At 37.0% G+C, this 19261-nt stretch carries 18 protein-coding genes; 1 reads left to right on the top strand and 17 read right to left on the bottom strand.

The features are described 5' to 3' along the window. Positions 1-60: 60 nt before the first annotated feature. From BN53_RS06325 to parE, 4 genes are all read right to left on the bottom strand, one after another. Positions 61-996: a manganese-dependent inorganic pyrophosphatase gene (locus BN53_RS06325; protein ID WP_009560107.1), complete on the bottom strand. Its 936-nt coding sequence runs from the start codon at positions 994-996 to the stop codon at positions 61-63. A 130-nt stretch (positions 997-1126) separates the two neighbouring features. Next, on the bottom strand, positions 1127-2047 hold the full coding sequence (locus BN53_RS06320) for a LysR family transcriptional regulator (protein ID WP_009560106.1): 921 nt from the start codon (positions 2045-2047) through the stop codon (positions 1127-1129). Between the two features lie 169 nt (positions 2048-2216). Beyond that, entirely contained in the window at positions 2217-4670 is a 2454-nt protein-coding gene (gene parC / locus BN53_RS06315; protein WP_009560105.1) for a DNA topoisomerase IV subunit A, read from the bottom strand. A 19-nt stretch (positions 4671-4689) separates the two neighbouring features. Next, positions 4690-6636 carry a DNA topoisomerase IV subunit B gene (gene parE / locus BN53_RS06310; protein WP_009560104.1) on the bottom strand — a complete coding sequence of 649 codons (1947 nt, stop codon included), beginning with the start codon at positions 6634-6636 and terminating at the stop codon, positions 4690-4692. An 89-nt stretch (positions 6637-6725) separates the two neighbouring features. Between parE and plsY the strand changes: the two genes are divergently transcribed. Continuing rightward, positions 6726-7367 (top strand): glycerol-3-phosphate 1-O-acyltransferase PlsY, encoded by a 642-nt coding sequence (gene plsY, locus BN53_RS06305; protein WP_009560103.1) that lies wholly within the window; start codon positions 6726-6728, stop codon positions 7365-7367. Positions 7368-7408: 41 nt separating this feature from the next. Here plsY and BN53_RS06300 read toward each other — a convergent pair whose 3' ends face one another. The 13 genes from BN53_RS06300 to BN53_RS09725 all read right to left on the bottom strand — a co-directional run. Next, a complete protein-coding gene (locus tag BN53_RS06300) occupies positions 7409-8020 on the bottom strand; it encodes a hypothetical protein (RefSeq protein ID WP_009560102.1) in 612 nt (203 codons plus the stop codon). Between the two features lie 95 nt (positions 8021-8115). Beyond that, entirely contained in the window at positions 8116-9006 is an 891-nt protein-coding gene (locus tag BN53_RS06295; protein WP_009560101.1) for an aldose 1-epimerase family protein, read from the bottom strand. 88 nt (positions 9007-9094) lie between these two features. Beyond that, positions 9095-10489 (bottom strand): ATP-dependent protease ATPase subunit HslU, encoded by a 1395-nt coding sequence (gene hslU, locus BN53_RS06290; RefSeq protein WP_009560100.1) that lies wholly within the window; start codon positions 10487-10489, stop codon positions 9095-9097. An 11-nt stretch (positions 10490-10500) separates the two neighbouring features. Continuing rightward, a complete protein-coding gene (gene hslV, locus BN53_RS06285) occupies positions 10501-11025 on the bottom strand; it encodes an ATP-dependent protease subunit HslV (protein ID WP_009560099.1) in 525 nt (174 codons plus the stop codon). Between the two features lies 1 nt (position 11026). Beyond that, on the bottom strand, positions 11027-11950 hold the full coding sequence (xerA, locus tag BN53_RS06280; protein ID WP_133286448.1) for a site-specific tyrosine recombinase/integron integrase: 924 nt from the start codon (positions 11948-11950) through the stop codon (positions 11027-11029). Beyond that, a complete protein-coding gene (gene trmFO / locus BN53_RS06275; protein WP_009560097.1) occupies positions 11946-13262 on the bottom strand; it encodes a methylenetetrahydrofolate--tRNA-(uracil(54)-C(5))-methyltransferase (FADH(2)-oxidizing) TrmFO in 1317 nt (438 codons plus the stop codon). Before trmFO ends, xerA begins: the two co-directional genes overlap by 5 nt. Before the next feature lie 79 nt (positions 13263-13341). Continuing rightward, the gene (gene topA / locus BN53_RS06270; protein WP_009560096.1) at positions 13342-15474 is read right to left on the bottom strand and encodes a type I DNA topoisomerase; all 2133 of its coding nucleotides are present in this window, start codon (positions 15472-15474) and stop codon (positions 13342-13344) included. A gap of 78 nt (positions 15475-15552) precedes the next feature. Next, a complete protein-coding gene (gene dprA, locus BN53_RS06265; protein ID WP_009560095.1) occupies positions 15553-16389 on the bottom strand; it encodes a DNA-processing protein DprA in 837 nt (278 codons plus the stop codon). A gap of 298 nt (positions 16390-16687) precedes the next feature. Beyond that, positions 16688-17572, bottom strand: a complete 885-nt coding sequence (locus BN53_RS06260; protein WP_009560094.1) for a GH25 family lysozyme — start codon at positions 17570-17572, stop codon at positions 16688-16690. After that, a complete protein-coding gene (locus BN53_RS06255; RefSeq protein WP_009560093.1) occupies positions 17565-18014 on the bottom strand; it encodes a phage holin in 450 nt (149 codons plus the stop codon). The genes BN53_RS06260 and BN53_RS06255 overlap by 8 nt, the downstream gene beginning before the upstream one ends. 216 nt (positions 18015-18230) lie before the next feature. Next, on the bottom strand, positions 18231-18614 hold the full coding sequence (locus BN53_RS06245; protein ID WP_040537373.1) for a hypothetical protein: 384 nt from the start codon (positions 18612-18614) through the stop codon (positions 18231-18233). Further along, entirely contained in the window at positions 18598-18759 is a 162-nt protein-coding gene (locus BN53_RS09480; RefSeq protein WP_009560091.1) for an XkdX family protein, read from the bottom strand. Before BN53_RS09480 ends, BN53_RS06245 begins: the two co-directional genes overlap by 17 nt. 12 nt (positions 18760-18771) lie before the next feature. After that, the coding region (locus BN53_RS09725; protein WP_040537372.1) for an exocyst complex component 4 at positions 18772-19261 on the bottom strand (490 nt) is incomplete at its 5' end.

The raw sequence follows: 19261 nt of genomic DNA, 5'->3' as shown, positions 1-19261 counted from the left end.
AGAAAAGACGGCTAGAGTTAGTCGTCTTTTCCCTCTTTTTAAAGTTTTAAAAGCTTGATCTTATCCTTCGAAAGCTTCAGTCAATGGTGGAACTACTTGCTTCTTTCTTGAAACAACGCCTGGAAGTTTAACTTCTGAATCTACCAATTTTGCATCAAATGCCTTTTCAAATAAAGCCTTGGTTTCATCGCTACCAACTACTAATGCTTCAGAATCTGAATCAAGAATATTAGTAATCAAAAGCATGAACATTTCATAACCGTTAGCTTCTGAAGCTTGAGACATTGATGAAAGGAATGCTTCCTTACGTTCCATAGCTTCTGCTAAGTCAACTACGTTAATTTGTGCTACTCGCACAGTATGGCCGTTTAATTCAAAGCTCTTGGCATCCAAATCAATCAAGTCTTCTTCAGACTTAGATGCGATGTTAGTACCAGCCTTAAGCATAGTCAAACCATATTCCTTGTAGTCAACGCCAGCAATTTCAGCCAAAGCTTCAACGGCTTGCTTATCAAAATCGGTAGTAGTTGGTGACTTTAGGAGCAAAGTGTCAGAAATAATTGCTGAAAGCATAATACCAGCAATGTTCTTTGGAATTTCAACACCTTGTTCATTAAACATCTTCCATACTACAGTTGAAGTACATCCAACTGGTTCTGCACGGTAATATAGTGGATCAGCAGTGTTAAAGTTCATGATTCTGTGGTGATCTACTACGTGAGTAACCTTAACTTGGTCAATATCTGAAACACTTTGTTGAGGTTCGTTGTGGTCTACCAACATAACTGCCTTAACTTCATCAGCAGCCTTTTCAATGACTCTAGGTGCTTCAAAGCCAAAAGTCTTAAGTGCATAAGTAGTTTCATCATTGGGTTCACCTAAAGCAACAGCTTCAGTGTTGTAACCTAACTTGTTTTGTAAATATGAGTAAGCAATTGCAGTACCAATTGCATCAGTATCAGGATTTTGGTGTCCGAAAATGAATTCTTTTTCCATTAATAAACTTCCTCTTTCATTCAAAAAACATTCACTACTAGTCTACTAAATTCTGTCTATCTAGTCCATAAAGATTATTCTTTTTACTAGCTACAAAAAAGTAATCAGCCTTTTTAAAAGACTAATTACTCTAGTTAATATACTTTTTCCATTCATCAATCAAATTCTTGATCCGTGGTACTTCAACTTTGCTCTTGCTATAAACAATTGAAATGTTGAATTTCCGATTTCGTTTAAGAAATACTGGCGTTAAAGATATGCTATCTCTATGTTGTTCAAAAAATGTCCTAGTAACGAAAGTATTATAGTTGGTTTCTGTCGCAAAGTTTACCAAATCTCGCGAATCAGTAAAACTACCAACAATATCCATGGAATGCTTAGGGCCAAAACTATCTCTTATTATCTGAGTTAAGTAAAAGGTATCTGGATAAGCTATCCATTTTGAATTAACAAACTCACCTACAGGATATGAAACATTTGCTTCTAAGTCAGGATCATGAGATAAAATTACTATTTCATCATCTACAACATTGAGATGATTATATTGATGATGGAGATTAATATGATCTCTTCTAGTATTATCTGGCAAGTACATAATTGCTACGTCAAGAGCGTTAGTATCAAGCAATTGCCATAGCCGTTCTCTTTCATATGTTTCAACTCGTAAAACAACATTTGGATATTTATTTTTAAAAGTAGCCAAAAACTTGTTAAAAATTGGTAAATCAATGGTCTTTAGGATGCCAATTGTAATAGTACCCCGATCAATCTGTGTAAACTCTTGAATATCATTGATTACCGAGCTTATAGTATCCAATAACGACGATGAAGCAGCTTCCATTTTTTTACCTGCTTCGGTTAGATAAAGTTTCTTTCCTACCTGCCCAAATAAAGGAGCGCCAATTGCATGTTCTAGTTTCTTAATCTGTTGTGTTAATGCTGGTTGTGTAATTCCTAAAATTTGTGCAGCCTGTGTATAGTTCATTGTCTCGGTCAGCTGCAGGAAGTAGCGTAATGCCTTTGCTGAGAGAATTGTATCTGTTTTAGGCATAGTATATTGCCTCTTTCTAAGTAATACATAAATATTAAGCCTTACATCCTTATTGTGTACTTAAAAAGTTAAACTGTCAAAATATAGCTACTGAAAACTAATAAAAATAATAAAAATTAAAAAATCAGGTCTTTTTATCGACTTGATTTTCTATAATATTCAACTCTTTTTAGTCTGCTAGTGGTCTACCGAGCAATAATTTATTTGGATTACCATCGACAGTTGGATCAATAATAAAAGATCCGTTTGAATAACGATCACTAATTGGATAATCTGATGTATTGATATCAAATTTTCGTAAACTACTTGTTACTAATTTCAATACATGGTTTTGTCCATAAGCAACTAAGGCAGCTATTCGATGTGGTTTTGTCTTAAGTTCTCTAAGAACTAAAACTCCTCTTTTGGCTCTAGAAACTTTATTAATGCTATTAGCTTCTAATTGCTTAAATGCTCCGCGATCAGTAATAATACCTACTCTTGTATTATCTACATATATTGGATCGAGCAATACATAGTTAACAATAAAATCATCGTCTTTGAGGTTGACGGACTTTACACCTACGGCTTTAGCACCAGATTCAGGTATTTCATCAATATTGTATCGTACAGCATAAGCTTTATGTGTGAATAAAACAATCTCTTGCTTAGTATCGCGTTTTATTTTGTCTACTCTAACAACTACACTGCTATCAGATTTCATCTTCATTGCAGAGATAGCTCTTGAACGATAGGTTCTAGTAGGCTGCAAGTTGTTCAAGTTTAATTGCTTGATATATCCATCGTTAGTTGCCAATAAGAAGTTAGTCTGCTCATCAGCCAAATCATCGATTTCGAAAACTCGAATAATTTGTTCGCTAGCAGATAAGCCTAATTCTTGAGATAAGTGTTGTCCTGTTTCTTTCCACTTGGTTTCTGTTAATTCATGGACTGGACGGTAGATGACATTCCCTTTATTAGTAAACAAGTATAGGTTGGCCAAAGTGGATATTGTTTTTTCGTAAACTATAACATCCGATTCTGGCAAACCATTGTCATCATCACTAGTTGATTGGAATGATCTTAAAGATGAGCGCTTCAAATATCCATCCCTACTGATCAATACTCGTACTTGTTCGTCGGCAACTAATGCCTTTTCATCAATTTCAATCTTCGCTACTTCTGTCGAAATTTCAGTCTTTCTTGGACTACCGAAGTCTTTTTTGACTTGGCGAAGTTCCTTGATGATTTCTTTTTCCAAGATTGATCGGTCGTTCAAAATCCGACGATACCTTTCAGCTTGTTCTGTCAAAGCTTTTTGTTCAGCAACCAAGGCTTTAATATCAGTATTAGTCAAGCGGTACAATTGCAAAGAAACAATAGCCTCTGCTTGACGCTCAGAAAATTGGAATTCTTTGACCAAATTTGTTTTGGCATCTGCCTTATTCTTAGATGCACGAATCGTCTTGATAACTTGATCTAGGATATCCATCACATGAATCAAACCATCAATGATCTCAAGACGATTTTCCGCTTTCTTCAAATCACATTGGGTTCTCTTAGTTACTACTTGAATATCGTGTTCTAAGTAAGAACTCAAGATTTGTTTCAAGCCAACTTGCATAGGCGTCATATGATCGATTGCGACCATATTAAAGTTGTAAGAAACCTGCAAATCAGTATTCTTTAACAGATAATTTAAGATGTTCTCTGCATCTGCATTCTTTTTAAGCTCAACAACAATAGATAAACCATGACGGTCAGTTTCATCTCGAACTTCTGAAATTCCGTCGATTTCCTTATTTAGTCGAATTTCATCTATTTTCTTAACAAGCAAAGCCTTATTTACATCAAATGGTATCTCTGTAATTACAATCTGTTGGCGATGACCTGCGATATCTTGAATGTTTGTTTTTGCCCTGACTTGAATCCGTCCTCGGCCAGATGTATATGCTTCTTTGATACCTTTAGAGCCCATAACAATGGCACCAGTTGGGAAATCAGGTCCTTGGACATATTTCATCAAGTCATCTAAACTTGCGTCGGGATGCTTCAATAGATAAATTGTTGCATCAATGACTTCAGCTAAGTTATGAGGTGGAATTTCAGTTGCATAACCAGCAGAAATTCCAGTTGAACCATTTACTAACAAATTAGGAAATCTAGCTGGTAAAACTGTCGGTTCATATTCGGTATCGTCGAAGTTTAGAACCATATTTACTGTATCTTTATCAATGTCTTGTAACAGTAGGTTGGAAATTTTACTCAATCTAGATTCAGTATAACGCATGGCTGCCGGACCATCCCCGTCCATAGAACCATTGTTACCATGCATTTCTACTAAAGGCTCTCTCATTTTCCAATCTTGTGATAAGTGAACCAAGGCTCCATAGATGGAACTATCTCCGTGTGGGTGATAGTTACCCATGATATTACCTACGGCCTTAGCTGCCTTTTTAAAAGCTTTATCATAAGTATTGTTGTCTTTATACATCGCATATAAAATTCTACGCTGTACTGGTTTAAGACCATCTCGAATGTCAGGTAAAGCTCTTTCTTGAATTATGTATTTGGAATATCTTCCAAATCGCTCCCCCATAACTTGCTCGAGCGGCATTTCACGAATTCTTTCTTCAATTGCCATTCTTATCTATCAGTCCTTTTTAGTCATTATCACTATCTAAAAGTGAGCCTTCTTCACCTATTCGGAATTTGACGTTTTCTTCTATCCACTTTCTTCTAGCTTCTACTTTATCACCCATTAAAGTAGTTACTCGTCTTTCCGCAACAGCAGCATCGTCAATTCTAACTCTGATCAACATCCGAGATTCAGGATTCATTGTAGTTTGCCACAATTGTTCAGCGTTCATTTCACCTAAACCTTTGAATCTTTGAAGTGAGTATCCTTTCCCCATCTTCTTTTGTTCATCAGCTAGCTCTTCATCAGTCCATGCATAAACAACTTTAGAAGTCTTGCCGTGTCCTTTTTGTAATCGGTAAAGCGGTGGCAAAGCAATGTACACTTTTCCAGCCTCGATCATTGGACGCATATAACGATAGAAGAATGTTAACAATAGAATTTGAATATGGGCACCATCGTCATCCGCGTCTGTCATGATGATTACTTTATCGTAGTTGGAGTCTTCAACCTTAAACTCTGTACCTACCCCAGCTCCGATAGTGTAGATCATCGTATTGATTTCTTCATTTTTGAAGATGTCTTGCAACTTGGCCTTTTGGGTATTAAGAACTTTACCTCTTAATGGCAAAATAGCCTGGAACTTTCGATCACGGCCCTGCTTAGCAGATCCACCGGCAGAGTCACCTTCGACCAAAAATAATTCATTCTTTTTGGCATCCCTTGATTGAGCAGGCGTTAGCTTGCCAGATAGAACTTCTTTTTTGCGCTTCTTTTTACCGTTTCTACTCTCATCTCTAGCCTTTTTAGCTGCTTCTCTTGCATCCCGAGCACGTTGAGCTTTCTTTACTAGCTCTTGAGCAAGTTCACCGTTTTCCATCAAGTAGTAAGACATCTTTTCATAAACAAGTGAATCTACAGCTGATCTAGCCTGTGGAGTACCAAGCTTGCCTTTAGTTTGTCCTTCAAATTCTAGCAACTCTTCTGGAATCTTGATCGATAAAACTGCACTCAATCCCTCGCGGTAATCAGAACCATCGATTGGCTTATCTTTTTTGCCTAGCAAGCCTTGCTTTTTGGCATATTCGTTAAAGGCCTTAGTAAAACCAGATCTAGCACCAGTTTCATGACTACCACCGTCAGAAGTACGAACGTTGTTAACGAATGAAACAAGGTTTTCTGAATATCCATCGCTATATTGGCCACTGAATTCAATTTCCATACCATCTTGTTGTCCTTCAAAATAAAAGACATCGCTGATAGTACCTTTTCCTTCATTCAAATATGAGACAAAAGACTTGATGCCATCATCATACTTAAAGGTATCATGATGTTGCGGTTCACGTTCATCGGTTAAGTTAAACTCGACACCCTTAAGCAAGAAGGCAGACTCGCGGATACGCTCTTGAATCGTCTCATATTTGTACTTAACTGTAGAAAAGATTGAAGCATCAGGTTTAAAAGTAATCGTTGTTCCAGTCTTGTCTTTAGTGTTGCCAACGAACTTCAAAGTTCCAATTGGATGTCCACCATTTTCGAACTCTTCTTCATAAGCTTTTCCATCACGAACAACTCTAACTTTCATATAGCTAGAAAGAGCATTTACGACTGAAGAACCTACCCCATGAAGACCACCGGAAGTCTTGTAATTTTGTTCGGTAAACTTACCTCCGGCGTGCAACACCGTCAAGATAACTTCAATAGTAGGTTTTCCAGACTTATGCATCCCTGTAGGCATTCCACGTCCGAAGTCTCTAACTGTGATACTGTTGTCTTGATGAATGGTCACATCTATTTGCTTACCGTACCCAGCCATTGCCTCATCGACAGAGTTATCTACAATCTCATATACAAGCTGATTTAGGCCGTGAATGTCCGTTGAACCGATATACATACCTGGACGTTTTCTAACGGCTTCTAATCCATGCAAAATTTGAATTGATGAATCATCATAAGTATTTGCCTTAGACACAAAATTCCTCCAATATTTATTTTTTCAACTCCGTGTATTGTAAGTCTATTTTTGCTAAAGTAAAATAGCATAGTTAGGAGTTGTTAGTTATGACTGCATTAAAATTTGCATCGTTACTTATTTTAGCATATTTGGTCGGTTCTTTTCCTACTGGCGTATTGATTGGAAAAATATTTTTCCATAAAGACATACGCGATTATGGTTCCGGAAATATTGGTACTACGAATACATTTAGAGTGCTTGGGAAAAAAGCTGGGATTTTCGTTTTCTTAGTCGACTTTTTCAAAGGCACTTTGGCTACTAGCCTGCCTATTATCTTCAAACTTGATGCACCACATTGGGTATGTATAATTTTTGGACTAGCTGCCATCTTGGGACACGCCTTTTCGATCTTTTTAAAATTCAAGGGTGGGAAAGCCGTTGCTACTTCAGCTGGATTTATTCTTGGATATAATCTCCAATTTTTCTTAATCTGCGCTGTAATTTTCATCCCATTGCTTTTCCTTACTAGTACCGTATCTATTACCAGCTTAATATCCGTAGTTCTAATATTTATCGCATCTCTATTTTTCCATGATACTGCGTTAAGCATCATGAGCTTTGGGTTAGTAGTGCTTATCTTCTGGAGCCATCGTAGCAATATTAAGAGAATCATCAGTGGTAACGAAAACATGGTTCATTTTGGATTATATTATCATCTCAAAAAATCCAAAGCCAATAAGAATAAATAAACAAATCTGTCAATTGCTGACAGATTTTTATTTTATCCGAATTAATTGAACTGACCTTGAACAATTTGTCCAAAATCCTCTGCTACTTCATTAGGAAGCTGGGTTGAAGCTACAAGCAAAGATACATCTTGATACACTTGCTTTCCGTTTTCTAATAAAAACAACTTCTGTAGTTGTGGGGATGCATAATAAGCCAGCGGCTCACTTATTACCATATATCCTGAATCAGTCGATGCAAGCAAATTTGCTTCGCTATAACTATTTACAGCTAAAAATTTGCTAGAAATCTTTAATATATCGCGATAATAGTGAAGTTCACTCAAATCCTCTTCAGTTGTCGCTGGGATTAAACAAGTGAAACTCGTCAATTCTTCCTTCTCTACTGTTTGCTGCCATGAAGGAAAAATATCCCTCAAGATGGTAACCATTAACGGTAATCTAGCAAGTTCGATTTTAGAAAATTGCTCGCCAGAACAGTCTCTTAGACTAGTGATAATCAGATCATAGTCTTCATCTGGCCGTATACTTTCATCATAACTGATTGCCTTTTGATTAAAGCTTAAATCAGGATACTTATCAGCTAATATTTTTATTGCTGATTCTATTTCTTTAGCTGGTAGAGTTTTTAAATAAGCTATCTTAAATTTGTTCATATTATTGCTCTCAAAAAAACTAAAAGTTGGCAATCCCAAATAAGACTAACCAACTTTTAAAATCAATATATTCTTGTTAATATCTGCCTTCAGTATTATTCCTTCTCAGCATGGAAGACCATACTAAATCCTGCGTTAAAGGTTGCTTGAGGCTGCAAGTGGTTCATGCCGTACTTATCCTCTAATTTTCCATTGCTATCAGATCTATCAGCAATGCCCCACCAAGGTTCAATACATACATAATCAGCAGTCTTAGGATATTGGGACCATACGCCAACAAACGGTGCATCCCTTGTCCAAACATTTACATGATAATCGCTTGCTTGAGTTTTCAAAGAAACTTTATTGTCGTGACCCTTTAATTGATAAATTAGAGCATCATTTTTAAAGAGTTCATTACTTAATTCAATCAAGCTATCAGTTGAACCAAGAGAACGATTTTCCCAGTCAAGATATGCTCCAGACAAAGGAATCTTGATTCTAGCAACTGAAGGTTGGAATGAGAAGAAATAATCATTCTTACTAATTTCCTCGTTTACAGGAACATTAAATCCTGGGTGACCACCTACTCCGAAGATCATTTCATCAGTTGATTTATTAACGACTGAGAAGTTTTCTTCAAGTAAGTTGTTCAACAAATTGTAAGTAACGCGAAATTCAAATTCAAATGGATATACTTTACGAGTTTCTTCACTGTCACGAAGCAAAAATGTAATACTCTCTACAGATTGTCGTTCAACTTCAAACTCTTGATCGCGAGCAAATCCATGTTGGCCCAAATGATAAGTCTCGCCTTTATATGTGTACTCATCATTTTTCAGCCGGCCTACAATTGGGAAAAGAACAGGTGCATGTCTCCCCCAAACTTCGGAATCTGCTTGCCAAATATATTCAAAATCACTGTGATTTCCCTTAACGCTTTGAACCTCAGCACCATGACTAGAGATTGTCACAGTTAAAATATTATTCTTAATTACATAATCCATAATATAGTCCCTCTGCTATAAAATGCTATAAAACTTTCAACTATCATGTTAATTATATCACAAATGAATAAAGTTTTATCAAAAGTCTCTATAAAATGAATTTAGTAAGATCTCTATTAGTGATGATATCCTTTAACTTTTCATCAACATAGGCTTCTGTAATAGTAATTTCGCCCATTTCCATGTCTGGACCTTCGTAAAGAACGTCTTCAAGCAATTTTTCTAAAATTGTTGCTAATCTTCTAGCTCCGATATTATCAGTTCCTTGGTTGACTTCAAAAGCGATGTCAGCAATACGATCAACCGCTTCTTTAGTAAAGATCAATTTAATACCATCTGCTTTAAGCAAAGCGATATATTGCTTCAAAAGAGAGTTTTCTGGGTCTTTTAGAATTCTTACAAAGTCATCTTTGGTAAGAGCATTTAATTCTACACGAATTGGGAAACGCCCTTGCAACTCTGGGATCAAATCACTTGGCTTGCTTTCAGCAAAAGCACCTGCAGCAATGAACAAGATGTGGTCAGTTGATACAGGACCATACTTAGTCTGAATAGTTGATCCTTCTACGATTGGCAAAATATCTCTTTGTACGCCTTCACGAGAAACCTCGCCAGAAGTATTTTTATTTCCAGCTGCAATCTTATCTATTTCATCGATAAAGATGATTCCGTTATTAGTTGTACGAGTAATCGCCTTTTGGTATAAGGCGTCGTAGTCAACCATCTTGCGTGACTCTTCTTGAATCAAAAGTTCACGTGCATCCTTAACAGGCAAGGTACGTTTAACCTTCTTCTTTGGCATCAAATTGCTCATCATGGAGCTCATATCAAGACCGCCCATCATTTCAGCCATTGGGTTGACCTTTGGAGCTTGTTCAACTTCAACAGTTACTTCTTCGTTTTCAAGCAAGCCTTGCTTCAACTTTTCAGCAACTTCAAACCGCTTTTCGCGAAGTTCATCGCTAACATTGTCCTCTTCGTTGTTGTCATCATTCATGTTAGAACCATCGAAGCTTCGAAGCATATTCATCATATCCATTAGATCATTGTTTTTATTCTCTTTAACTGGATTAGGAACAAGCAAGCGAACTAATTGCTTATTTGCTTCTTTTTCTGCCTTGCCACGAATATCTTCGAATTCGTCCTTTTCTTCCATTCGAACAGCTTCGTTTACTAGATCGCGAACCATTGATTCAACATCTCGACCAACATAACCTACTTCAGTAAACTTAGTTGCTTCTACTTTAACAAAAGGTGCATCTACGATATTTGCCAATCGACGTGCAATTTCAGTCTTACCTACACCAGTTGGTCCAGCCATCAAAAGATTCTTTGGTGTTATTTCCTTTTGCATATCATGAGACAATTGCATTCTGCGGTAACGGTTGTAAAGTGCAACTGCTACAGCTTTTTTAGCATCATCTTGTCCAATAATATACTGGTTTAAAATTTCAACGATCTTTTTTGGTGTCTTAATAGCCATTTTTTCTTCCCTTATAGTTCATCTGTGGTGATATGATCATCAGTAAATACATCAATTCCAGCAGCGATTTTTACAGCTTCTTTAGCAATTTCAGTGGCATCCATTCCTTCTGAGTGTCTAGTCATAGCAATTGCTGCAGCTTGAGCAAAATTACCACCAGAACCAATTGCTACAACATTTTCATCTGGTTCTAGGACTTCGCCATTACCAGAAATTAGCAATAGATCTTGATCATTAAAAGCAATCACCATCGCATTTAGCTTTTGAAGGGTTGGATCCTTTCTCCAGGATTGAGCCATTTCAACTGCTGCTCTTCTCAAGTCGCCTCCGAAGCTTTCAAGTTTGCCTTCTAACATTTCTTGCAAACTTACCGCATCAGCAACACCACCGGCAAATCCAATAACTACTCGATCATGGTAGATTCTCCGAATCTTTTTAGCAGTTGCCTTAGCAATTACTTTTTCGCCTAAGGTAACTTGACCATCGCCAGCAATTGCCGTTTTGCCATTATATTTAACTGAACAAATCGTTGTCATTTTATTTATTTTCCTTTCTTTTTTGATTGAAAAATTTATCGTACTCATCTTGCAAATGAGCCATTGTCACATGGGTATAGATTTGCGTGGTCGATAAGTTGCTATGTCCTAGCAATTCTTGAACTGTTCTAAGATCTGCTCCATTATGTATCATCGCTGTCGCAAAAGAATGTCTCAGTTCATGGGGATGGACCTTCCCGGCAATGCCAGCCTTATTAAAGACTCTTTGCATAGTAGATTCTATTCCTCGATTTGAAATTTTTCGTCCAAATCGATTAAGAAATACGTACTCGGTTGGATCATTAGCCAAGACTAATAACTTCTTGCGTCCATCGTTTAGGTAATTTTCTAGATCACGTTTAGTATTGGAATCAAAGACCACGATTCGATCCTTGTTTCCTTTTCCGTGGACTAAAATTGTGGTCGTATCTAAATCAATTTGTTTGACTTTTAAATTTGCTACCTCATTTAAACGCATCCCTGTTGCATACAGCAATTCAAACAAAGCTAAATTTCGCTGGCTTAATGGATCAGATCCTGAAAGACTATCAATAACTTTGGCAATTTCTTGACTGTAAAAGAATTCTGGTAAGCGCCGTTCACCCTTTTTTAAAGCAATTGTCTGTGTTGGATCAACTTTGACGATATGACGTCTAGTCAAAAATCGATAAAAGGACCTCAATGCGGACATTTTGCGAGTTTGCGAACTTCGACTGAGATTATCATTATCAGCTATGTATTGAAGGTATACTTCAATATCCCTAGATTGAATAGTAGTCCAGCCATCAAAACCACCGTTTTCCTGCCAAAATGACTTTGCCTTTAGCAAGTCCGTTTGATAAGCACTAATAGTTTTGTCGCTATAATTCCTTTCACTTTTCAAATAGTCAATAAATAGTTGTAATTCATCTTTTTGCATTTTAATCAAGAACTGTTGTCTTAAACTGTGCCAAGCTTTCTAAACCACGTTCACTAATTTTTTCATGTCTTTCGCGCTTATTGCGGATTTTTTTGCCTTCTAGTCCTGGAATCAATGCGAAACTAGCATTCATTGGTTGGAAATGCTTGGCATCGGTAGTAGTAACATAGTTAGCCATTGATCCTAAAGCTGTCTCAACTGGGAAAGCTACAGGCTCTTGTTCCATTGCTTCTCTAGCAGCATTGATTCCTGCTACTAAACCTGATCCAGCACTTTCAACATAGCCTTCTACACCGGTCATTTGTCCTGCAAAGAACAATCCCTTTTGTTTCTTGCTTTCATAGCTAGCTGACAAAATCTCTGGGGATGCAATATAAGTATTTCTGTGCATCTTACCATAACGAACAAATCTAGCATTCTCTAAACCAGGAATTAAAGAAAATACGCGTTTTTGTTCACCATATTTTAGGTGAGTTTGGAAACCAACAATGTTGTACATTGAAGCAGCAGCATTGTCTTGACGCAATTGAACAACTGCATATGGGGTTTCACCAGTGTGTGGATCTTCAAGACCAACAGGCTTTAAAGGTCCAAATAGCATGGTCTTGTACCCTCTAGATGCCATAACTTCAATTGGCATGCATCCCTCAAAGACTTCACTATTTTCAAATCCATGTAATTCTGCTGTTTCTGCTTTTATAAGTTCATTGATGAAAGTTTCATATTGCTCCTTGTTCATTGGGCAATTCAAGTAAGCAGCTTCTCCGCGATCATATCTAGACTTCTTGTAAACAATGTCCATATTGATTGAATCAGCCGCAACGATTGGAGCTGCCGCATCAAAGAAGTGCAAGCTATCGCTACCAGAAAATTGTTGGATATTCTTTGCCAAATCGTCACTAGTTAAAGGACCCGTTGCAATAACTACTATTCCATCAGTAGGAATATTCTTAATTTCCTCTGTATGAATAGTAACATTATCCAAACTTCTTATTCTATCAGTAACATATTGACTAAAACTATCCCGGTCAACGGCTAATGCTCCTCCGGCTGGAACCTGTGTCTTATCTGCAGCTTCCATAATTAGAGAATCCATCTGTCGCATTTCTTCTTTTAAAAGACCTACCGCATTAGACAATTGATTGGATCTCATTGAATTTGTACAAACAAGTTCAGCCAATTCCTTAGTTTCGTGAGCTGGCGTCATTTTTTCAGGACGCATTTCATAGAGGTCTACTTCGATGCCCCTTTTGGCCAATTGCCAAGTAGCTTCGCTACCTGCTAGGCCACCGCCTATAACAGTGACTTTTTGTGTCATTATCTTCATCCTTTAAATTATTATTTTGAAAGAAATATATCATCAAATGAAAAACCATTTGATGATATTATACCCTATTTTATTCGTCAGCGTCTTCTTTTGCTTCTTCGCGATAGTCGCCATTTGGACATAAAACTACTAAAGCCTTCTTGCTCTTCTTTTGAACCAAATAATGATCGCAATTTGGACAATTACGTCCAACTGGTTGATCCCAAGAAACAAAATCACATTCAGGATAACGAGAACAGCCGTAGAATTTTCTGTTCTTTTTCGATTTTTTCTCAACAACTTCGCCCTTTTGACATTTAGGACAAACTACGCCGATCTTCTTAGTGATTGGCTTAGTGTTGCGACAATCTGGGAAGCGAGAACAAGCATAAAACTTACCATAGCGACCAAGCTTAATAACCATTGGTGCGCCACAGATATCACAATCAAAACCTGCTGGCTCATCCTTGATTTGAATCTTTTCGATTTTACTGCTGGCAGTATCGAGTTCCTTCTTCAATGGTTGGTAATACTCATCAACAACCTTGATCCAGTTCTTCTTGCCTTCTTCAACACTATCAAGATCAGATTCTAATTGAGCCGTAAAGTCGATGTTAACAATATCAGGGAAAAACTCTTCAATAAGTTGATCGACTATTTCGCCTAGCTCAGTTGGAACGATAGAACGGCCTTCAAGCTTAACGTAATAACGACGCTGAATAGTATCAATAGTTGGAGCATAAGTAGATGGACGTCCAACACCATTTTCTTCCAATGCTCTAACCAAACTAGCTTCTGTATAGCGAGCTGGTGGCAAAGTAAAGTGTTGCTTGTTATCGGATTTAGTCAATTTTACTAGGTCATTTTCTTGCAAACTTGGCAAGCTTGAATTCTTTTCTTCCTTATTATTATAAACCTTAGTAAAACCAGCGAATTTCATCTTTGAACCAATGGTTCTAAATAATACGCCATTTTGAACAATATCAGCACGAATAGTGTCATACACAGCTGGCGTCATTTCACTTGCTACAAAGCGAGACCAAATCAACCTGTATAAACGGTATTGTTCAGTCGTTAAGACATCTTTCAAAGAATCTGGCGTACGGTAAACGCTAGTTGGTCTGATAGCTTCGTGAGCTTCGTGAGCATCTTGAGCGTCTTCTTGATTCTTGAAATGTCTTTGACTCTTAGCAGCATATTCTGCACCATATGTTTCCGTCAAAAACTTAGATGCTTCTTGTTGAGCAACTGGAGATGTACGCTTTGAGTCAGTTCTCATATACGTAATTAAACCTACAGTTCCTTCTTTGCCAAGACTAATTCCTTCATAGAGCTGTTGAGCAATGCTCATTGTTCTTCTAGTACGATAACCTAGACGCTTATTAGCTTCTTGTTGCATTGTTGAAGTGGTGAAAGGAGCAACCGGTTGGCGTCTACGTTCACTAGCAACAACTTTTTCTACTTTAAATTCTGCCTTCTTGTCAATTTTGGCTAAAACAGCTTGAACTTCTTCAATATTGTTCAATTCTTTCTTCTTGCCATCAACACCATAGAAGCTTGATTTAAAGGTTTTAGAATCTAATGTAAATTCTGCATCGATTGTCCAATATTCTTTAGGTTGGAATTTTTTGATCTCCTGTTCACGGTCAATTACCAACTTAAGCGCAACAGATTGTACTCGTCCGGCACTAAGTCCCTTTTTGACCTTATTCCAAAGAATTGGAGATAAAGAATATCCTACTATTCTATCTAGTACACGTCTAGCTTGTTGGGCATCGACTGTGTCCATATTTATGCTGCGGGGATGCTTGAAGCTCTCTTTAACTGCATCTTTTGTAACTTCGTTAAAGGTTACTCTATTTTTAGCATTTTCATCAAGCTTTAGAATATGGGCAATATGCCAAGCGATAGCTTCACCTTCACGATCGGGGTCGGATGCTAGGTAAACTTCTTTGGCTTTCTTAGCTTCATTCTTTAATTCCTTGATCGTATCACCTTTACCACGAATAGAAATGTACTTTGGTTGATAATCGTTTTCAAAATCGATTCCCATTTGAGATTTTGGTAAATCTCTAACATGGCCTTTTGAAGCAATTACATGATAATTTCTACCGAGATATTTCTCGATTGTCTTTGCTTTGGCTGGTGACTCAACGATTACTAAATTTTTTCTTGCTTTTGCTCTAGTTTTGCTTTTTCGTGTTTTTGTTGTTTTAGTAGGCATTGAATGCCTCCTTTGATCTTTTTTGATTTATACAATTGATAAACTGAGCATAAGATATTATTAGGTGAATTGTCAAATTTATTTCTCTAAGACAAAATCCGTGACTGGAATTGCGCCTGCCTCAATTAACCTATTTGGCCCCTCAGATAGCGGACTAGTTATCGGTCCTGGTAAGGCGTAAACGTCTCTATTTTCTTGCAGAGCTAAATTTGCTGTAATAAGAGAACCAGACTTAACTTTAGCTTCTGTTATGACCACAGCTTTACTTAATCCGGCCAAAATCCTATTTCTTTCTGGAAATCTAAATGGCTTAGGTCTGGTGTCTGGCAAATATTCACTTATAACCAATCCTTGCTGAATTATTTTCTTTTGCAAAGATTCATTCTGACTCGGATAATAATAATTGAGGCCATTACCTACAACTGCAATAGTCTTTCCGCCTGAATCTAAAGTTGCTCGGTGTGCTATCGCATCGACGCCTTTAGCTAAACCACTAGCAACCACTATTTGATCCTTTACAAGATTAGGGACTAATTTTGTAAGTACAGTTTGGCTATAATTAGTTGCCATTCTTGACCCTACAATCGTAACTATCTCCTTTTTTAGCAGACTAATATCCCCTCTAGCAAATAAGATTAACGGCGGTCGATATATTTGTCGTAGCTTGCTAGGATATTCTTGATCAAAGAAACTAATTACCTGACATTGCTTTTTTATCTTGTCGATCAAAAGCTCTGCTGTTTCATCCAAAAATGCCTTGATGCATGCCTGTCTTAGCTCATATGGCAGGTCCAAAGCATTTAATTGAACTAAATCAATCTCATCTACATCAATCTTACAGGCAATCTGTAACATTTTTACATAACCAATACCCGGTTGAAGTTTCAACCGAAGCATAAAATCTGTTTTGTTCATAAAAAAATCCCTCCATATTTATATACGCAAAAAATGGAGTTTTGATTTTTTTATTTTTAAATTTTTTGAAAAAATTGTTGAATTACCGCTGTAAAGCCTATTCCAACGCCTTTCTATTTTCCTATAAATTCTAACAAATTCTATGATTTTCTAGCAATTTCTAAAAAATTGTCTTCTTTTTGTCTTCTAATTTTGTACTTTTATCGTTAATATGAACTTTTACAAAAGTTTGCATAAAAACAACCCTACTCAGTCGCAATTGACCGAGTAGGGTTATTAGTATGTAAGATTTGATTACTTATTTTTTGACTTTAAAATATTTTGCCGGTGCTAGTTGCTGATCAGTACCCAACTTGTAGTATTTTTCACCTTTAATAGTTAGCGTATCAATGACCTTCCAACTCGTACCAGTCCTAATATATTTACCAGTTAAATGACCATCTTTATCTCGCAATGCTATTTTCCAATTAGGATCATTATTGATAATTGGAGCATAGACCACACTAACCTTTTTAACCGGCTTTTTTGTCGGTCCCTTTTGATGACTTTCAGCAACCTTTTCACCATGTAGGTTGATCAAGCTAATATTGCCATCAACGTTAAGCCCACACCAATTAGAAGAAAATTGCCATATCGCAACTCCGTTCATTGACGGGAACCAGTTAAAATCAGGTTTGTTTATTGGGTTCATAGTCATGTAAGATGCCACCCACAAACATGAACCAAACTTTTTAACTACTTTTGCAGCGTCAATATTGTTTCTAAGCAAACTAGCGCCACTGTATAACATAGGCTTGTACCCGGCTTTTTTAACTTCGTTCATAAAAGCAATGATTGCACTTGTGTTACTTGAACGTGAATTAACAACTACGTTACCATCACCAGTTTCCCAATCTAAGGCCAGGTAACGTTTTTTGCTGATGTTTAAATACTTAGCACGTGATACAAAGTACTTAGCTTCCGCTTTTGCCCGACTGACCGAATTGCCGAATGTAGCAAAATGATAAGCATGAACAAACATCTTTAATTTATGTGCGCTTCTAACTTGTGATACTGCTTTTGGGTTAAAGTATCCAGTTCCTTCGGTTGCTTTAACAAATACATACTTAGAACCGCAATTATAATAGCGTGTTAAATCCGCTGTTTGATAAGTAGCAACGTCAATGCCGTATTGTCTATTCATGATCAGTTACACCACTTTCAACTTTTGAAGGCTCTACAATTGCGCTCTCAGCATCAATACTTGGTTTCAAAATGTCGTTTTCTGGTACTGTTTCAGCGGTTGCATCTGATGTTTGTGGTAGTGATTGATTTGCTAAGTGCATTCCGTTAACTGCTTGTTCAATCGCTCCATTAATGACTTGTGGCGTTGCTGACAAGCCGGCCACTTTTAATGCCTGTGAAATGATCTCACTTGCATACTCACGCTTAGCTTCATTGTCCATACCAGTAAACTCAGCTTCATGAACGGCAAACGTTGCAACTTTGCCTATTGCGTCTAAAACCTGTCCCAACTTTGTTGCACGGTTAATCTTTTGCTTGTTATGAGCATACACGCCGGCAATTACTGCTAGTGCCCAACTTGCAATAGTAATAAATAGATACAAATAGTCTTTAATTGTCATTTTTTAACAGTTCCCTTCTTAATCTATCGTTTTCGGCTTCAAGGTATTCAACCCGGGATGTCAACGTTTGAACTCTTTTACTTAATCTGTCATTTTCCTCGTCTATTCTATCCTGTTTGTTCTTGACAGAACTCAAAAACAAGGTAAACAATCCTGTGATGATTGGAGTTAGTACTTGGATTAAATTAATTAAGTCATGCAAGTGCTACACCTCCGTTATCGTTTTTTGTGTGATCGTCTATAATAGGCAGCCAGCATGATATTTACCAGAAAATAAATATCAAGGATAATGCTAGGCTTTAACCGGAATACACCAACGAAATAAATATGAATGAGTTCAATCGCAATCATGAAACTAACAAATGCTGCTGCAACTGCTAGCAATATCCCAACAACAAAGTCATTTTTGAGATTAAAAAAGCCGGCTATCATCAATAAGATGCCGGTTATAATCCCAATAATATCAATCCTAATATCATTGAAAGTTGGTGCCCACTCAGGCGGATAAAAGAAGAAATTCCTATCAGATAAAAATGAAAGTGATAATGCCACTAAGGTTAAGCCAATCAAGATAAAACTTGTATTAATTCTGTGTTTCATAGCTATCACCCGTAATTTTTTCATAGCCTTCTGGGCTTAAGAAAAGATTTGGTACAAACGATCTTAGTTGTTCCTTTGTGTACCATCCACAGTCGTACCAAACCTTATAGTTGTCAAACCACATTGCATTGAAATCAAAAGTCATTCTAAATACCTCCTATTGTTGTTTCTCTTCATTGCTTGTACTTTCAAAAGTTGGATTTGAACTTGGTGCCGTTTGTACAATCTTAGAAACCATTACTGTCAATTGTTGTAAAGCCTTTTGCGTAGCTTCTTGTGATTGCTTTGAACTTTCAAGCATTTTAGCCAATTGAGCTGATTGATTAATAGCTACGTTCTGTGATTGTTGTAAATTTGAAACAGTTTGAGTATATCCTTTTAAATCATTGGATAATTCCTTAACCTGTGCTTCATAGTATGCTTCACCACGGTCAATCCATTTGTTAGCTGCATAATCATACTTTGGATGCTTCATATCTGGATCAGGACCGGTTAATACAAAAGGATATTCATTTGTATTCATCATATGAGGTGCATTGATTGGACCATAGCAATCCTCATTTTTGCCTAAATAAGTACCAGAAACCCAAACCATTTGAGGTTTTGAAGCTTGTTCCTTAAACTGCTCGAATTCTTCTTTTAGAGCA

Origin of the sequence: Lactobacillus pasteurii DSM 23907 = CRBIP 24.76, from assembly GCF_000297025.1 — a bacterium.
Taxonomy (GTDB): Bacteria; Bacillota; Bacilli; order Lactobacillales; family Lactobacillaceae; genus Lactobacillus; species Lactobacillus pasteurii.
This window is presented reverse-complemented; position numbering and strand designations above follow the sequence as displayed.

Coding starts and splice junctions, on each gene's coding strand:
- BN53_RS06325 (WP_009560107.1), bottom strand. CDS start 996: ATGGAAAAAGAATTCATTTTCGGACACCAAAATCCTGATACTGATGCA.
- BN53_RS06320 (WP_009560106.1), bottom strand. CDS start 2,047: ATGCCTAAAACAGATACAATTCTCTCAGCAAAGGCATTACGCTACTTC.
- parC (WP_009560105.1), bottom strand. CDS start 4,670: ATGGCAATTGAAGAAAGAATTCGTGAAATGCCGCTCGAGCAAGTTATG.
- plsY (WP_009560103.1), top strand. CDS start 6,726: ATGACTGCATTAAAATTTGCATCGTTACTTATTTTAGCATATTTGGTC.
- BN53_RS06300 (WP_009560102.1), bottom strand. CDS start 8,020: ATGAACAAATTTAAGATAGCTTATTTAAAAACTCTACCAGCTAAAGAA.
- BN53_RS06295 (WP_009560101.1), bottom strand. CDS start 9,006: ATGGATTATGTAATTAAGAATAATATTTTAACTGTGACAATCTCTAGT.
- hslU (WP_009560100.1), bottom strand. CDS start 10,489: ATGGCTATTAAGACACCAAAAAAGATCGTTGAAATTTTAAACCAGTAT.
- hslV (WP_009560099.1), bottom strand. CDS start 11,025: ATGACAACGATTTGTTCAGTTAAATATAATGGCAAAACGGCAATTGCT.
- trmFO (WP_009560097.1), bottom strand. CDS start 13,262: ATGACACAAAAAGTCACTGTTATAGGCGGTGGCCTAGCAGGTAGCGAA.
- topA (WP_009560096.1), bottom strand. CDS start 15,474: ATGCCTACTAAAACAACAAAAACACGAAAAAGCAAAACTAGAGCAAAA.
- dprA (WP_009560095.1), bottom strand. CDS start 16,389: ATGAACAAAACAGATTTTATGCTTCGGTTGAAACTTCAACCGGGTATT.
- BN53_RS06260 (WP_009560094.1), bottom strand. CDS start 17,572: ATGAATAGACAATACGGCATTGACGTTGCTACTTATCAAACAGCGGAT.
- BN53_RS06255 (WP_009560093.1), bottom strand. CDS start 18,014: ATGACAATTAAAGACTATTTGTATCTATTTATTACTATTGCAAGTTGG.
- BN53_RS06245 (WP_040537373.1), bottom strand. CDS start 18,614: ATGAAACACAGAATTAATACAAGTTTTATCTTGATTGGCTTAACCTTA.
- BN53_RS09480 (WP_009560091.1), bottom strand. CDS start 18,759: ATGACTTTTGATTTCAATGCAATGTGGTTTGACAACTATAAGGTTTGG.